This is a genomic window from Shewanella frigidimarina NCIMB 400 (assembly GCF_000014705.1).
In the GTDB taxonomy this organism is placed as follows: Bacteria; Pseudomonadota; Gammaproteobacteria; order Enterobacterales; family Shewanellaceae; genus Shewanella; species Shewanella frigidimarina.
Genome location: NC_008345.1, coordinates 2,566,976 through 2,584,232 on the forward strand (window position 1 = coordinate 2,566,976; position 17,257 = coordinate 2,584,232).

Sequence of the window (17,257 nt, forward strand, 5' to 3'; positions counted from 1 at the left end):
CAGTTATTTAAGTAAAACGTATTACGTTTAGGCCGCAAAAACAGCCAATATCAAACGTAATCATAAAATGTATATTGCAGACTAACCAAAGCAAAACGCTCAGGCAACAAGCCTTTTGTAAAAAGCTGTAAACCCGAGCGTTTAATCACATTGACACTTATCGCTTATGTCTAAGCACAATGTTATCGATGGCTTACTTATTAGCTTTACTGTTAGCGATGTTAATTTTCCAAATCGCTGGGCCAGTTTCGTGCGCATTAACACCATTGGTATCAACCGCCACGGTCACTGGCATGTCTTGCACATCAAATTCGTAAATCGCTTCCATGCCTAAATCTTCAAATGCGACAACACGTGATTTCTTAATCGCTTTCGACACTAGGTATGCAGCGCCGCCAACAGCCATTAAATAGACTGCTTTGTGCTTTTTAATTGAAGCAACCGTTTCAGGACCACGCTCAGACTTACCAATCATGCCCATTAGGCCTGTTTGGTCTAACATCATGTCAGTGAACTTATCCATACGGGTTGCCGTTGTTGGGCCTGCAGGGCCAACCACTTCATCACCGACTGGATCGACTGGGCCAACGTAATAAATAAACTTACCGGTAAAATCGACACCTGCTGGTAAACCTTCACCAGATTCAAGCAACATTTGAATCCGTTTATGAGCTGCATCGCGGCCAGTCAGCATTTTACCGTTGAGTAATAAGGTATCACCACTCTTCCAAGTTTCGATTTCAGCTTGAGTGACCGTATCTAAATTGACACGGTGAGTGTTTTCTCCCGCTTCACGAGTAATTTCAGGCCAATCAGACAACGATGGTGGTACTAAATCGACTGGACCAGTGCCATCTAAATGAAAATGCACATGGCGCGTTGCTGCGCAGTTAGGGATCATCACTACTGGTTTAGACGCTGCATGAGTCGGTACAGATTTAATTTTAACGTCTAATACTGTGGTTAATCCGCCCAACCCTTGAGCGCCTATGCCTAAGTTATTTGCCCGTTCAAAAATGTCTAAACGAAGCTTTTCTTCTGTGGTCTCTGCACCACGAGCCATCAACTCATGAATATCAACAGGGTCCATTAATGATTCTTTGGCCAGAACGGCCGCTTTCTCAGCAGTACCACCGATACCTATGCCTAACATACCCGGTGGACACCAGCCCGCGCCCATTGTTGGTAATGTTTTTTCTACCCAAGCGGCGATATCGTCTGACGGATTAAGCATGGCCATTTTGGATTTATTTTCCGACCCACCACCTTTGGCTGCAATCATCACTTCTATTTGATTACCAGCAACCATGTCAATATGAACCACTGATGGTGTGTTGTCTTTAGTATTTTTACGCGCACCGGCAGGATCTGACACTATTGATGCACGTAATGGATTATCTGGATTGGTGTAAGCACGACGTACACCTTCATCGACCATTTCTTGAACTGTCATGTCAGTTTTATCCCACTGAACAGACATACCAATTTTAACAAAGGTGGTGACAATTCCAGTGTCTTGGCATAAAGGGCGTTTGCCTTCGGCTGACATGCGGGAGTTAATCAGAATTTGAGCAATGGCGTCTTTAGCGGCAGCGCTTTCTTCACGCTCGTAAGCTTTGGTCATCGCATCAACAAAGTCTTTGGGATGGTAATACGAAATGTATTGCAGAGAATCAGCAATACTTTCAATAAAGTCAGCTTGTTTAATCACGACAGCTTGACTAGATATAGTTGAATGAGTTGTAGAGTGAGATGTGGTATTCGTCGACATATGGGGTGCTCCAGCAGCCATTGCGGCCTAACATGGTTATCGTTTTTATTAGAATCGATTTAATATTAACTATTAAGACCAATATGATACTCTTTCCATCCTTTTTGGGCTACATCACATTTTAGATAAGGGTTATCGATGTCTGCGCGGGCAAAAAACGCACTATTTATGCAAAAACTGGACTGGAAAATAGATACAAAGCAGCTATTTTCACTGGTAAGCCACCAGCCATGGGCGATATTACTCGACTCAGCCAATGCTCCGCACCAAGATGCCAAATTCGACATCATCGGCTTTAATCCTATTGCAACGTTAACTAGCAGTGATGGCGTCTGTCAATTTAGTAGCAAAGATCCAGCCATTGAAACACTCAACATTAAAATAGATAGCCACGCCAACCCTTTTAACACATTAGCTAAACTGCATGCGCGGTTATATCCTTCAGCGCAAGAAAGCCAACATCCATTTAGTGTCGGAGCCCTGGGCGCATTTGGCTATGACCTGGGCCGAAATATTGAAAAGCTGCCACAAATTTCCATTAAAGATATTCATCTTGATGATATGAATATTGGTTTTTATGATTTTTCACTCGTCTACAGTTACGTTGATAAATCTTGGTATGCTTACCATTACTGTGGTTCTTACGCGTTAAAAGTTGAGTTGAATTTAATTGAATCTAAAATACAAAAATCAGCCAGTAACGCGATAACATCAAGGCCTTTCAGATTAACTACGGCTTGGAGTAATCAGATAGACAGTCAGCAGTATCAACATAAATTTGCTCAAGTGCAGCAGTATTTATTGAGTGGTGATTGTTATCAAATCAATTTAACCCAACGATTTGAAGCTCAATATCAAGGAGATGAATGGCAAGCTTATTGTGCTTTATCCCTTGCAAACCAAGCGCCTTTTTCGGCATTTATGCGAGTTGATAACCACTGCATGTTATCTATCTCACCAGAACGTTTTATTAAACTTAACGATCAATATATCGAAACTAAACCCATTAAAGGTACCATGCCGCGCCATCATGATCCCATTTTGGATCAACAAGCCGCTAGCGCATTAATCACTTCCGAGAAAGATCGTGCCGAAAATGTGATGATTGTAGACCTACTAAGAAACGATATCGGTAAAGTCGCCGCCCCAGGCTCGGTTAAAGTGCCGACGTTATTCGCCATTGAAAGCTTTCCTGCGGTGCATCATTTAGTCAGTACGGTGACTGCCACACTTGCACCACACAAAACAGCATTCGATTTACTTAACGCCGCCTTTCCAGGTGGGTCAATTACCGGTGCGCCAAAAATCCGCGCAATGGAAATCATTGAAGAATTAGAACCGTCCAGACGTAATCTTTATTGCGGCAGCATCGGCTATATAAGCCAAAACGGAAACATGGACACCAGTATAACCATTCGTACTTTGGTCACTGAAAAAAACCACATTTACTGCTGGGCAGGTGGTGGTATTGTTGCCGACTCTAATGGTGCCGCGGAATATCAAGAAAGCTTTGATAAAGTCAGTAAAATATTACCTTTGTTGACGAGTTTGAATCAGTAATAAACAGCTATCGATAGACATTAAGTAGACAGACAATCCCGATTTGCATGAATGACGGTTATTCTTGACTTATCGAATCGTCAAATTGTCAAAGTACAGGAATATAAATGACCCAAGGGTGCACATCGCAATGGCTTGATTAGTTTAAAAATGAACTCGTGTCTAGCAAGATACATAAGGCATAAAACTCCTTTCAATCGATGTATACCAAGATCAGCTGATGCTTGATTTCTCTGTACTCGTGAACTTGATAACGAATAATCTCGAAACCAAGTTTACGCCAATATTGATAACAACTGATGGTAACTAACATTATTCCTAAGGTATTTCCCTACTCGCCAAACCAGTATTAGCGTCAGTATTCATGTTAGTTTATTTACATCTGTTGGTTTTCTTAAAACCTAATTATCTTTCAATACACACCCTTTAATACTGACTGAGCGACTCATTATTTTTCAGGTGTAACTTTAGGTTTCAAGTCATTTTCATTACAAGTTTTAAACTATTACTCATGATATTCACTCAAACTACCTTCAACCATGAACGATCGCTCAAATACATATTGAGCATTCGTTCAAAACCTGCTTAAATACGCTTCTTACTTAATAAGGAGTTCACATGATTAAATTTTATTTCCATCCAGGCCCTAACCCAATGAAAATTGCCTTGTTCCTCGAAGAAACAGGCCTTGAGTTTGAACTCGTGCCTGTGGATACCTTAAAAGGTGAGCAACATAGCGCTGAATTCAAAGCGATTAACCCAAACAGCAAAACACCCGCTATTGAAGACAACGGCGTAAGGGTATTTGATTCTAATGCTATTCTTTTATACCTTGCTGACAAAACAGGTCAATTAGCTGCAACCCCAGAAAATCGTGGTGAGCTTCTGTCGTGGTTAATGTTTGTCGCCACTGGTTTAGGCCCTTATTCTGGTCAATGTGTTCATTTCACTCACCATGCACCTGAGAAAATAGATTACGCAACAAACCGTTATCTACGTGAAACTCAACGTCATTACCAAGTACTTGACGCACATCTTAATAACCGTGAATTTATCGTGGGTGATGAATTGAGCATTGTCGATATCGCTGCATGGGGTTGGGTTGATAAAGTCGGCTATGTATTAGGCCAAGATGCCCTTGCCACTTACCCGAATATTCAACGCTGGTTTAACAGCATCAACAACCGTCCTGCTGTTGAACGCGCCAGAGACATGGGTAAAGATATTCAATTTAAAGCAGAATTTGATGAAGACGCAAAACGTGCGTTTTTCCCACAAAATTATGCTGTCTAAGCAAAAGATATTTTGAACGCGTTATTTTAATCGCGTTATAAAAGGCTTGTGGATGATATCCATAAGCCTTTTTTGTATTTGCGTATATAGCCACACTTTTGCTGTAACGCCACTATGCACGCTATAGGTTTCTATCTATACAACGTTTTTAAGTTTATATATAAAAGCTTCAAAATTGATCTACACGGTTTATAGGGTTGATATTTAACTACAACTGATTGTTTATAGGCTAATGATCGCGTTTAAGCATGTAGATTAAGCGTATAAATCATGAATACAATTTGTTATTTTTATCCACTTTAAGACGAATTTACTTGTTCTTGCGGCGGTATTTTTCTACTGTTATTGAAAATGATTATCAATGAGGTTACTCATGAATACCCATCTTCAACATCAAATCAACCAATGGCTCAATAACGATCCCGATCCACACACCCGCTCACAACTGCAAACGTTAATTGATAACGGCAATGAAACCGAGCTAGCGGCGCGCTTTGCGGGTCGTTTAGCGTTTGGCACTGCAGGGCTAAGAGGTGAAGTGGGCGTTGGCCCTATGGCGATGAACCGTTTGGTTATCCGCCAAACCACTGTCGGTCTGGGAGCTTACTTACTCGAGCAAATCGACAATGCTGCCGAACGTGGTGTAGTAATAGGTTACGATGGACGTCATGATTCCTTTACCTTTGCCCATGATGCCGCAAGTGTATTAACCGCTATGGGCATTAACGTGCATTTAACCTATAAGGTAGCCGCCACGCCGTTAGTCGCTTTTGGAGTAAAACATCTTAACGCTGCGGCTGGCATTGTGGTTACCGCAAGCCATAACCCACCACAATACAATGGCTATAAAGTCTATTGGGAAAATGGCGCGCAAATTATTCCTCCTCACGACACAGGCATAGCAGCCCAAATTACTCGGGCTGCCACTCAGGCGATTCCCTTTTTAGCCTTAGATGACGCAATATCACAAGATAAGCTTACTTGGTTACAAGACGATTTCTATCAAGCCTATCGCCAAGGAATACGTGAAGCTAAAGAGCTGCAATACCACAGCGGACAGGACAAGGTCAGTTTAGCTTACACCGCAATGCACGGTGTTGGTGCCGACATGGCTGAAACGGTATTAAATGATGCTGGTTTTACCCAAGTGTATTCAGTGGCGGCTCAACGTGAACCTGATGGCGACTTTCCTACGGTAAACTTTCCAAATCCTGAAGAAAAAGGCGCAATGGATTTGGTGATTGCAGAAGCCAAAAAGCACCATGCTACACTCGCTTGTGCCAACGACCCTGATGCTGACCGCTTTGCTGTTGCCGCTCGCACTGAAAATGGCGACTACCAAATGTTGACAGGCGATCAAGTTGGAGTGTTATTTGGTCATTACTTACTCAGCCATGCACCTAAAAATCAGCAACTCACTGGCACCACTATCGTGTCCTCAAGCCTGTTGTCTAAAATTGCCACTGAGTTTGGTAGCCAAAGCTATACCACTCTTACCGGCTTTAAGTGGTTAATGAATGTCGGTATTGCCAAGCACCAAGCTGACAATCAGTTCTTATTCGCTTATGAAGAAGCGCTCGGCTACACCATTGGTAACTTAGTGTGGGATAAAGATGGATTATCGGCATTAGTGGCCTTTGCCCAACTGACTGCAGAACTTGCAGATAATGGACAAACCATTTGGGATAAACTCGAGCAGATTTATCGCCAACATGGATTTCACCTTAATAAACAAGTGAGTATTGCCCTTAATGCTGACACGCCAAATATTGGTGCCTATTTACGCGAACATCCACCCGTGAAAATTGGTGAGTATGCGGTGATCTCGACCGACGATTTAAAAAGTCTGCAGCGAACTGATGCTGATGGCAGCAAACAAGCCATTGATTTACCTAGCAGCGATGTGTTGATTTATGCCTTAGAAGGTGGCGCTCGAGTCATTGTTCGCCCGTCGGGTACTGAACCTAAAATTAAATGTTATTACGAAGTGGTTGAAACCATGACAAGCTCAGACACTTGGGGATCTGCACAAGCTCGTGCGGAACATGCCATGGCTGCCTTGATTAAATCGCACCAAACCAGTTTACCCAGCTAACAACTCATCAAGCGATTAAGTCTCATTAACAAAACTCAAGTCTCATTAATAAAAAATGTTAAATGCCTGTTACTGTTAACAGGCGTTTGTTTATGTTTTCGGGTAATTGTAATCCTTATGGAGTCATTTTCACCTTTAACTAGATCAGAGTGTCATGAGATATGCCTGATTGACCTAACTACGCCTGCATTAAACAATCTATGCTCGAGATAAGTTCTCTATAATGTTACAAAATTAATCATAACGTTATCGCAGGATTGCTAATGTATAAAAGTCTCGTATCTTTGGCCGTTATTGCCAGTATTTCAGCCCCTGTAGCAATCGCTGCAGAGGAAGGTAAAAACCTAGAGCGTATTCAGGTAATTGGCTCGCGTATCGCCCTTCGTACCGCCACAGACAGTGCAACTCCTGTCGATATTATTACCTCAGAACAACTTGAAGCGACAGGTATAACTGAAACTGCCAAGGCATTGCAGTTTGCGGCTCCAAGCTACAGCTTTCCATTTTCGTCCATTACCGATGGAAGTGACGCGGTTCGCCCTGCAAGTTTGCGAGGCATGTCACCTGATCACACTTTAGTGTTGGTTAATGGTAAGCGTCGCCATGGTTCTGCATTGGTTCACTTAGCCGGCACGTTAGGCAAAGGTTCATCAAACGTTGACCTTAATGCCATTCCAATGACATCCATTAAGCGAATTGAAATTTTACGTGACGGTGCGTCAGCGCTATACGGATCTGATGCGATTGCAGGTGTAATCAACGTCGTACTTAAAGACAGCGACGAAGGTGGCAGCATTGTCGCTCAAGTTGGCCAAACTTACGAAGGCGACGGTGAGCAAGTACGTGTTGGCATTAATCAAGGCTTTAGTTTTAGCCAAGACGGCTTTGTGAATGTGTCTTTGGAAGCACATCAGAAAAATTCAACTAACCGTGCAGGTCTCGATCCACGTCAGCAATACCCAACGCTAGCAGACGGCAGCCCAGATCCACGCGAAGCCACATTCAATCGTAAAAACCATCATGTTGGCGACAGTGATTATGACAACTACGGTTTATTTTTGAATGCTCAGCAAGGCTTCGATACAAAGGGTAAGCTTTATGCCTTTGGTGGTATTAGCAAACGCAGCTCAACTTCAGGCGCTTTTTATCGTCGTGCGTTAGATTCTCGTAATGTTATTGAAGTGTATCCTGACGGGTTTTTACCACAAATAAGCCCAGAAATTATTGATTACTCCTTGGTAACAGGTTATGAGTTTGAGCTGGGCCAGTGGGAAATCGATTCTTCTGTTGGTTTTGGTAGCAATAGCTTTGAATACAATGTAGAAAACAGCATTAACGCTTCGCTTGGTCCTAACAGCCCAACAAGCTTTGATGCTGGAACATTATCAACCAGTGAGCTAAATCTTAATTTAGATGCTTCAACCTACTACGATTTTGCCAATGACTCTGACTTACTCGTGGCAATGGGTATCACATGGCGCGAAAGTGGCTATCAAATTGAAGCTGGCCAAGAAGAATCGTATATCCAAGGCGATTACCAAGATAAATCGGGTGGTAGTCAGGGATTTGGTGGTTTTACTAAAGAGTCTGAAGTAGATGAAGACCGTACAAACCTTGGTTTGTATATCGAACTTGAAAACCAACTCACCGATGACTTTTATTGGGCGGCTGCCGTTCGTTATGAAGACTATTCAGATTTTGGTAGCAATACCAGTTGGAAATTGTCCGGTCGTTATGAGCTAACAGACAGTGTGGCACTTCGTTTAACCACCGATACAGGTTTCCGCGCCCCAAGTGTGCAACAGCTTTATTTTACCAACGTATCAACTTTCTTTGATCCAGACCCAGATACTGGTGAGTTTATTCCTAGAGAGTCAGGTACTTTTAACCAGTTATCACCGGTTAGAGCTGAGCTGGGTATTCCTGATCTTAAAGCGGAAGTATCACACTCTTATAGTGCAGGTATTGTTTACACTGGCGACAATGGCTTTGCAGTGACATTAGATGCATATGAAATCAATGTTGATGACAGAATCATTTTGTCAGGTTCTATCGACAAAGAAAGCTCCCCCGCCATTGCTGCCATTCTTGAAGGCACCAATGCAGACTCAGCGCGTTTCTTTATGAATGCGGTTGATACTAAAACCCAAGGTGTAGACTTAGTTATCACTCAAGGTTTTGATCTCGGTGAATATGGCGACCTAAAAGCAAACCTTGCTTACTCATACAAAGAAACTGAAATTGAGTCAATTTCTTTGCCTTCGATCCTCAACGGATTAGAAGACGAACTATTTGATAATATTGAAGTCGTTCGCATGACGGAAGCTAATCCGAAAAATACCGCTAACATCGGTTTTACTCATCAATATGATGACTTCACCACTAACTTACGTTTCAGTTATTTCGGTGAATATACCGTGGGTTATTCATCTAGTGAAGTGGAATATGGTGCAAGATGGACCACAGATTTAAGTACTCGCTACCGTGCAACAGATAATCTTGCTGTTACGTTAGGGGTACAAAACCTGTTTGATACTTATCCAGAGAAACGCCCTGAGGATAATAATTTTAACGGCATATTTGTATACCCACTGACTAATACTCCATTTGGTTTTAACGGTGGCTACTATTACTTAGATCTACGCTACACCTACTAAATAATCGTTATTAGTAAGCATTAATCAGCCGATAACTGCGCTGAAAACAAAAAGGCCAATCATGTTTGATTGGCTTTTTTATTACATCAAGCTGAACAGAGAACGATTGGTTAATAACATTGGCTTGAGTTGTCTTGCTAACGGACTAATGCTTATTGATCGTGTTTACTGACGATGTTTAATGATCATTAGCATTCGTGACATAGAGCTTTGCAAGATATTGCTTCGCGACATCGTCCCAGCTAAATCGCTGTTTGGCGGCATTGTGCTTCACCTGTTGCCAAGTATCGCTGCCATATAACTCGAACACTTGATTAACACGTTCAACCAGAGCTTGCGCTTGCGCTGCTAGCGTTTCACCATTAAACACCCAACCACTGACATTATCTATAATAGTGTCGTTCAATCCGCCCACGCCATGAACCAAACAAGGCTGCCCTTCCCGCATTGCCAGCATTTGACTTATTCCGCATGGCTCAAATGAACTTGGCATTAAAAATAAACTGCCCGATTGATAAAGTTGCTCAGATAATGCTTCATCATAACCGTGTAAAAACAAAAAGTTATCATAACGCGCCGCTGTAGCCTGCAGTGCCTTAGCAATATGCAGATCACCGCTTCCAAGCAACATAAACACCCCGCTCGGTTGATGTCGCTTAAGCGATTCGACTATCACATCTAGCACGGTTTTTGTGGTGGTTTGACCTTCTGCATCAATAAATGGTTGTAATAAAATTAACATTTTTTGTTCTGTTAAACGTCCAACAAAAGTCAACAGAAAACGGTCTGTATCGGGAACAACCTGACTGTTTTTTAGCAACTGGGTGTTGGCCAATAGTGCATGTTTATATTGGCTAATACGGGTGAGCGCGATCGAATCTATCACGTTGACATTAGCAACCTTAGCTTGCCATTTAATAAGGGTATTTTCAGCTTTAAGTAATAATGCCGCATAATCATGATGATGAGGTTCATCGGTGTTATTAACCTCATCATAAACGCAACCATTAATGATCCCGACTAACTTGCCTTGCTGACATTTAGCAATTAAGTCTTTCTCTAAACCTTCTCCACCAAAAAAACCTTTAATATAGTCAGATGGTATTAGCACTTCTCGAGCATAGGTCGGTGACACCAAATGCACTTTGTCACTCAGTACAATCCCCATTCTCATAGGATTGATGCAATTGTCATAACGAGGATCAAACAAGCTGTTATCCGCAATTGGATTTAACTTACCCATATATTGCGGAAACCAATGGCCGAATGAAGAATCATCTCCGGTAAAGGGGCGGATCCCTTGTAATGCCAAGTTGTGAATCGTAAATACACAAGGTAAAGCCTTTAAAACTGCAAATTCATCAACACAACTGCGAAGCATTGCCACCATGGCGGTGTGCCAGTCGTGAAGGTGTAACACATCCACACGCGGTAATACTCCTTGCACTAAACTAGTGGCAACACAGAGTGAAAACAAGGCAAACTTTGTAGCGTCTTCGGCAAAAGGTCTGTCGGCGGAACCGTCACAATAGACTTTACCGTGATGGTTAAATAACGGATGATCAAATAAATAGATTTGTGCTATTGAATCGTCAGCATCAGTTTGGCTGACCGCTGCTATGTCATCTTTGTTTTGCGGCCTAGGCATTCGATACACAGCTACAGTGTGGTGTTCACCAGCAAAGCACACCTCAATATCAACCATATGCATAGCATGATATCGCTGGGCCAAAAAACCATAATTTGGCATAGCAACATCGGCTATCACTTCACATATGGCTAATGCAGGGGGCAAATCGCGGATAACATCCGCCATGCCACCCACCTTAACGCCGTGCAGTGCATCGTTTTCTGCTGCCACCAGCAGTACTCGCTTTACACTATCTTGAGTCATTTACAGTCCTTATTCGTAGCCAACAGGTAAACCCAACATTTTCCGTGTTACTAAAGTAACGCCTTTTTCGGATACCCTAAAACCCTTAGCCCGATCGTGATCATGATTATAACCAATCACCATTCCTTCAGGGATGATACAACCTCGATCTAAAATGGCATTTTGGATTTTACAGTTCTTCAATACCACCACATCGGGTAATAAAACCGAGTCTTTTACAAACGAATAAGAACATACCCTCACTTCATCAAACAACACACAACGTTTAACTTTAGCACCTGAAATAATACAGCCACCGGAAACGATAGAGTCCACAGCCATACCGCGCCTATCATCATCATCAAACACAAATTTAGCGGGTGGTAACTGCTCTTGATAGGTCCAAATTGGCCACTTTGCATCATAAAGGTTGAGTGGTGGTGTGGGTAATAACAGTTCCATGTTTGCTTGAAAAAACGAATCTAATGTCCCAACATCACGCCAATATGAAGGTTGTCCAGCAACCGCACTGGAAAATGGAAATGCAAACACTTTGTGATTTTCAATAATGGCTGGAATGATGTCTTTGCCAAAGTCACGATCTGATTTTTCGTTATTGGCATCTTTTTTTAACTGTTCAAATAAAAACTTAGTGTTGAATACATAGTTGCCCATAGAAGCTAAACACATTGTTGGATCGCTTGGTATCGATTTAGGCTCAGCTGGTTTTTCTTCAAAGCCAATCACCCGATGCTCGCTATCAACTTCCATCACCCCAAAAGCTCCAGCGGCTTCATCAATAGGTGTTTCTAAACAGCACACCGTCATTTCAGCACCTGATTCTGCATGGGCAGCTAACAAGCCGGCATAGTCCATACGATATATATGGTCACCAGATAGGATCATCACATATTTCGGAATTTCCTGTCTAATAATATCAATATTTTGGAATACGGCATCTGCAGTACCTTGATACCAGTTACCTGATGTTTGTTGAGAAGCCGGTAGTATTTCAACCGACTCCCCTAGCTCTTTTTTAAAATGTCCCCAGCCACGAGTAACATGACGAATTAATGAATGCGACTTATATTGTGTCACCACCCCCACGCGGCGTATTCCTGAGTTAATACAGTTTGATAATGGAAAATCAATAATGCGATATTTCCCCCCAAAATATAGTGCGGGCTTAGCGCGCCAATCGGTTAATTCGTACAAGCGTGAACCACGTCCACCCGCTAAAATCAACGCATAGGTATCACGGGTTAAATTACTAATATAACGAATATTACTCATAAGCAGACTCCATTTTGCTATTTAATATAGCCATTAAAAAATAAACATTGATACATGATTTATCTTATTTGTGGCATCACATCACTTTCCCTGTTTTACTTTTTCATCCAAATTTCGTCGCGGTAGCCCGCTATGGTGTTGTCGCTTGAAAAACGCCCGCTTGCAGCGGTATTTTTAATACTCATTTCTTGCCAACTATCTTGATCAAGATAGGTTTTTGCCACCAGCGCTTGTGCTTGGCAATAACTGTCAAAATCAGCGGCCGTCATCCATTGATCATTAGGGTCGATAATCGAGGCAATAATGCTGTCGAAAATCCCCGGTTCGACCAAATTAAAATGACCACTTTCTAACATATTCATCACCCCTTGAAAGGCTGGCGAATGATCAATAATGTGTTGAGGTTGGTAATCCATACGAGCTTGCGTTACTTGGCTAGCATTTAAGCCAAATAAGAAGAAGTTTTCATGGCCAACCTCTTCAAGCATTTCAATATTGGCGCCATCTAATGTGCCAATGGTCAAGGCACCATTCATCATGAATTTCATGTTGCCTGTACCTGAAGCCTCTTTACCAGCTGTTGATATTTGCTCAGATAAATCAGTGCCCGGACAAATTTCCTCCATCGCACTGACGTTATAGTTAGGTATAAATGCCATGCGTAAATATGGCGTAACAAGAGGATCTGAATTCACCATATGGGCTACATTATTGGCCAATTTAATAATCTGTTTTGCCATGGCATACCCAGGGGCTGCTTTTCCACCAATTAACACGCAACGCGGCACCATATCCTGCGTGTCTCCATTAAGAATACGGCGATATAAATGGATAACATGTAGGATATTCATCAATTGGCGCTTGTATTCGTGAATACGCTTAACTTGCACATCGAACATCATCTTTGGATCAAATTCGACGCCACACTGCTGTCTCACAAATTGGGTTAATGATTGTTTATTCTCAAATTTTACCAGGGCCCATTCTTTAACAAATGCTTTGTCACTAATACAGTCATTTAGCCCCTTAAGCCGTGACAAATCCTTAATCCAATCATTGCCTAAACGACTACAAATCAACGAAGATAATTTAGGGTTACAAAATGCTAGCCAACGTCTAGGAGTTACACCGTTAGTTTTGTTATTAAACTTGTTAGGCCATAATTGATAGAAGTTATTAAATAACCCCTCTTTGAGTAACTGAGTATGTAACCCTGCCACACCATTAACAGAGAAACTGGCAACGATGGCTAAGTAGGCCATACGAACTTGCTGTTCTCCGCCCTCTTCAATAATTGACATCTCAGTTAGCTTTTGAATGTCACCAGGCCAATGATGTGCCACCAACTCTAAATACCGTGCATTAATCTCAAATATGATTTCGACAATACGAGGAAGCATATTTTTCATCATAGGAACTGACCAACGCTCTAATGCCTCTGGCAATAAAGTATGATTGGTATATGCCATCGACTGATTTGTAATTGCCCACGCAGCGTCCCAACTTAAGCCATATTGATCAAGCAACAATCGCATCAATTCTGGCACCGCAATGCTAGGATGAGTATCGTTAAGCTGCATTACGTTAAGCTCACTGAAGTGGCTAAAATCTTCACCAAACTTGTTCACATAACGGATTAATAGGTCCTGTAAACTGGCTGAAGATAAAAAATATTGTTGCTTCAGCCGTAACTCTTTACCATTAACGCTAGCGTCATTGGGATACAACACCATGGTAATTTGTTCAGCCAAGTTTTTAGTCGCTACTGCTTCTGCATAATCACCTTCGTTAAACTCTGCTAAATCGAAGTCATCATTGGCTTCCGCTTTCCACAAACGTAAGGTGTTAATACGATTATTTTTATAACCAGGAATAGGCATATCATATGGAATAGCTAATACTTTTTGAGTGTTAACCAAAACATGATGCCGATGTCCCTGCTTAAAAGAATGAGTTTCGGTATGACCATAAAAAGGGACAGAAACAATATGATTAGAAATTCGGACTTCCCAAGGATTACCATTTCGTAACCAACGATCGGGTCGCTCTACCTGATAACCATCTATTATTTTTTGTACAAACATGCCGTATTGATATCGGATACCATAACCTGTAACGGGTAAATCCAAACTAGCACAACTGTCGAGAAAACAAGCCGCTAAACGTCCAAGTCCACCATTTCCTAACCCTGCATCATGCTCAACTTGTTCAATATGTTCTAAATTAGTGGCGTACTCTGTGAGTACTTGTTGAGCATCCTCGGTAATGTCTAAACTTAATAATGCATTGCCTAATGCTCGGCCCATCAGAAACTCTAATGACAAATAGGCCACTTGTTTTTGTTGATATTGATTATCCTTGAGCCGTGTTTGTCGCCAGTCATCAAGCATTTGTTCCTTAACGCTTTGTGCTAAGGCATTAAACAATTCATGTTTATCGTGATCGTCTCTACATAACTCGTAGCGCATATGTCTTGCTAATAAGGCTTTTAAGCTATCGCAAGGTTCTTCGTGAGAACAATCTTGTTCGTCTATTAATATCTCGGCAGTGACTTCAACTTTACTATTGGTTTTACTGATATTAGCACTGGCGTTATCTTTCGCTGTGGTCATCAATTGCTCCTTGTAAACTCGGTATGGAATAACATTAAACTACGACTCATTAAACTGACTTGCTGATCCTCATCCACTGAAGGCTCACTTTCTTGGGTATGTAATAAACAATGCCAATATCGAAGATGGGGTAATTGGGGCAGAGTAAAGGTATGCGCTAACTCGTCTGTATTAATCATCAATAACAATGCTTCTGTACTCTCAGCGACAGCGCCAACATCAGCATGAGCTAAATTTCCCGTTAAGATGACACTCAAAGTCCGGATTTGATACTCACCCCAATGGCATTTGTTCATCACCTCACCCTGGCGGTTAAACCATGCTAGACCATTATCGAATAGTGCTTCAGGTTTATGAATAAATGCTTGATGGCATAACATAGGAAAGCGTTTACGTAAGGTGATCAACTGAGCGGTAAAATTCACCAATGACCAATCTATTTGCTGCCAGTTGAACCAACCAATAGGATTGTCTTGGCAATAGGCATTGTTATTACCTTGCTGAGTTTGGCTAGATTCATCGCCGGCCAACAACATTGGCACCCCCTGAGACAGCAACAAACACGTTAATAAGTTACGTTTTTGTCGGCTGCGGATTGCATTAATATCGACATCGTCGCACTCACCTTCTATGCCGTAATTGCTGCTACAGTTTTCTTGATGACCATCGCGATTTTCTTCACCGTTGGCCAAGTTATGACGATCACGGTAACTGACCAAATCATGCAAACTAAAACCATCATGGCTAGTAATAAAATTGATGCTGGCGGCAGGGCCACGACCGTTATGTTCGAAAAAATCGCTTGAACCGTGGAACCGCTTGGCAAACTCAGGTGATAAACCACTGTCGCCACGCCAGAATTTGCGCATAGCATCTCTATAACGGTCATTCCACTCACTGAATGCCACTGGGTAATTGCCTAACTGATACCCCCCCGGGCCGATGTCCCACGGCTCAGCAATCAATTTGACTTTGCACAACACAGGATCTTGAGTGATGGCATCAAAAAAGCCACTTCCACGATCAAAACCATAAGCTTCTCGTCCAAGGCAACTGGCTAAATCAAATCTAAACCCATCCACTCCCATCACTTCTACCCAGTAGCGCAGCGAATCCATGACCAGCATCAGTACTTGGGGATGATTAAGGTTGAAGGTATTACCGCAGCCAGTATCGTTAATGTTGAAACGTTTTTCATTGGGTAATAACCGATAGTAGCTAGCATTATCGATACCACGAAAACTGAAAGTGGGTCCCAAATGGTTTCCTTCGGCGGTATGGTTAAAAACCACATCGAGGATCACTTCAATCCCAGCAAGATGAAGTGTAGAAACCATTCGTCTGAATTCGCCAATATCTCCCTCATCCGATAAATAAGCAGAATGTGGAGCCATAAAAGCAATACTGTTGTAACCCCAGTAATTAGTCAGGCCTTTTTGCACCAAAAAGGGTTCATCAAAAAAGCCATGCACGGGTAACAACTCTATGCAGGTAATCCCTAAGTTTTGTAAATAGTCAATTATCGGTTGGCTAGCTAACCCAGCAAACGTCCCTTGTTGGGACAATTGAATATTGGGGTGCTGTTGAGTAAAACCCTTTACATGAGTCTCGAATATGATGCTTCTAGCGAGACTAATATTAAGGGGTGCAATTGGAATATCGTTTACAAATCGACTGTCTGACACCATACATTTGGGCATGTATGGTGCGCTGTCTTGAGTATCAAATGACAAATCTTCATTTAAGGCATCAATGTCATAACCATAAATCGCAGAGTGGTATGTCACTTCCCCGACTAATCTTTTGGCGTAAGGATCGAGCAGAAATTTATGATGATTAAAACGGTGCCCGAGTTCAGGCTGGTAAGGCCCAAAAACTCGATAGCCATAAAGCAGTCCCGCTTTAGCACCCGATAAGTGGCAATGCCAAATTTGTCGTGTTTGATGCTGCATAATGTATTGCGCTATTTCAACACAGCCTGTGGAGTCAAAAATACACAGCACTACTTTTGTTGCATGCGCCGAAAATAACGAAAAATTCACCCCGTTATCATCGAGTGTTGCCCCTAGTGGATAAGGATAACCGCTGGTCATATCCATAACA

9 protein-coding genes are annotated in these 17,257 nt (G+C 42.1%); 4 read left to right on the forward strand and 5 right to left on the reverse strand.

What is annotated here, in order from left to right:
- Window positions 1-193: 193 nt before the first annotated feature.
- The gene (locus SFRI_RS11095) at window positions 194-1,771 is read right to left on the reverse strand and encodes a fumarate hydratase (RefSeq protein ID WP_011637612.1); all 1,578 of its coding nucleotides are present in this window, start codon (window positions 1,769-1,771) and stop codon (window positions 194-196) included.
- A gap of 138 nt (window positions 1,772-1,909) precedes the next feature.
- On the opposite strand from SFRI_RS11095, the gene pabB reads away from it, so the two are divergent.
- The 4 genes from pabB to SFRI_RS11115 all read left to right on the forward strand — a co-directional run bounded on the left by pabB (window position 1,910) and on the right by SFRI_RS11115 (window position 9,376).
- Window positions 1,910-3,331, forward strand: coding sequence for an aminodeoxychorismate synthase component I (pabB, locus tag SFRI_RS11100; RefSeq protein ID WP_011637613.1), 1,422 nt, complete (start codon window positions 1,910-1,912; stop codon window positions 3,329-3,331).
- 618 nt (window positions 3,332-3,949) lie between these two features.
- Window positions 3,950-4,624: a glutathione S-transferase family protein gene (locus SFRI_RS11105; RefSeq protein WP_011637614.1), complete on the forward strand. Its 675-nt coding sequence runs from the start codon at window positions 3,950-3,952 to the stop codon at window positions 4,622-4,624.
- 373 nt (window positions 4,625-4,997) lie between these two features.
- Window positions 4,998-6,719 carry a phospho-sugar mutase gene (locus SFRI_RS11110; protein WP_011637615.1) on the forward strand — a complete coding sequence of 574 codons (1,722 nt, stop codon included), beginning with the start codon at window positions 4,998-5,000 and terminating at the stop codon, window positions 6,717-6,719.
- Between the two features lie 263 nt (window positions 6,720-6,982).
- On the forward strand, window positions 6,983-9,376 hold the full coding sequence (locus SFRI_RS11115; RefSeq protein ID WP_011637616.1) for a TonB-dependent receptor plug domain-containing protein: 2,394 nt from the start codon (window positions 6,983-6,985) through the stop codon (window positions 9,374-9,376).
- Window positions 9,377-9,554: 178 nt separating this feature from the next.
- On the opposite strand, the gene SFRI_RS11120 is transcribed toward SFRI_RS11115, so the two are convergent.
- The 4 genes from SFRI_RS11120 to glgX all read right to left on the reverse strand — a co-directional run bounded on the left by SFRI_RS11120 (window position 9,555) and on the right by glgX (window position 17,253).
- Window positions 9,555-11,270, reverse strand: a complete 1,716-nt coding sequence (locus SFRI_RS11120) for a glycogen synthase (RefSeq protein WP_011637617.1) — start codon at window positions 11,268-11,270, stop codon at window positions 9,555-9,557.
- Window positions 11,271-11,279: 9 nt separating this feature from the next.
- Window positions 11,280-12,542, reverse strand: a complete 1,263-nt coding sequence (glgC, locus tag SFRI_RS11125; RefSeq protein ID WP_011637618.1) for a glucose-1-phosphate adenylyltransferase — start codon at window positions 12,540-12,542, stop codon at window positions 11,280-11,282.
- Between the two features lie 95 nt (window positions 12,543-12,637).
- The gene (locus tag SFRI_RS11130; protein ID WP_011637619.1) at window positions 12,638-15,154 is read right to left on the reverse strand and encodes a glycogen/starch/alpha-glucan phosphorylase; all 2,517 of its coding nucleotides are present in this window, start codon (window positions 15,152-15,154) and stop codon (window positions 12,638-12,640) included.
- Window positions 15,154-17,253: a glycogen debranching protein GlgX gene (glgX, locus tag SFRI_RS11135; RefSeq protein ID WP_150099384.1), complete on the reverse strand. Its 2,100-nt coding sequence runs from the start codon at window positions 17,251-17,253 to the stop codon at window positions 15,154-15,156. Before glgX ends, SFRI_RS11130 begins: the two co-directional genes overlap by 1 nt.
- Between the last annotated feature and the right edge of the window lie 4 nt (window positions 17,254-17,257).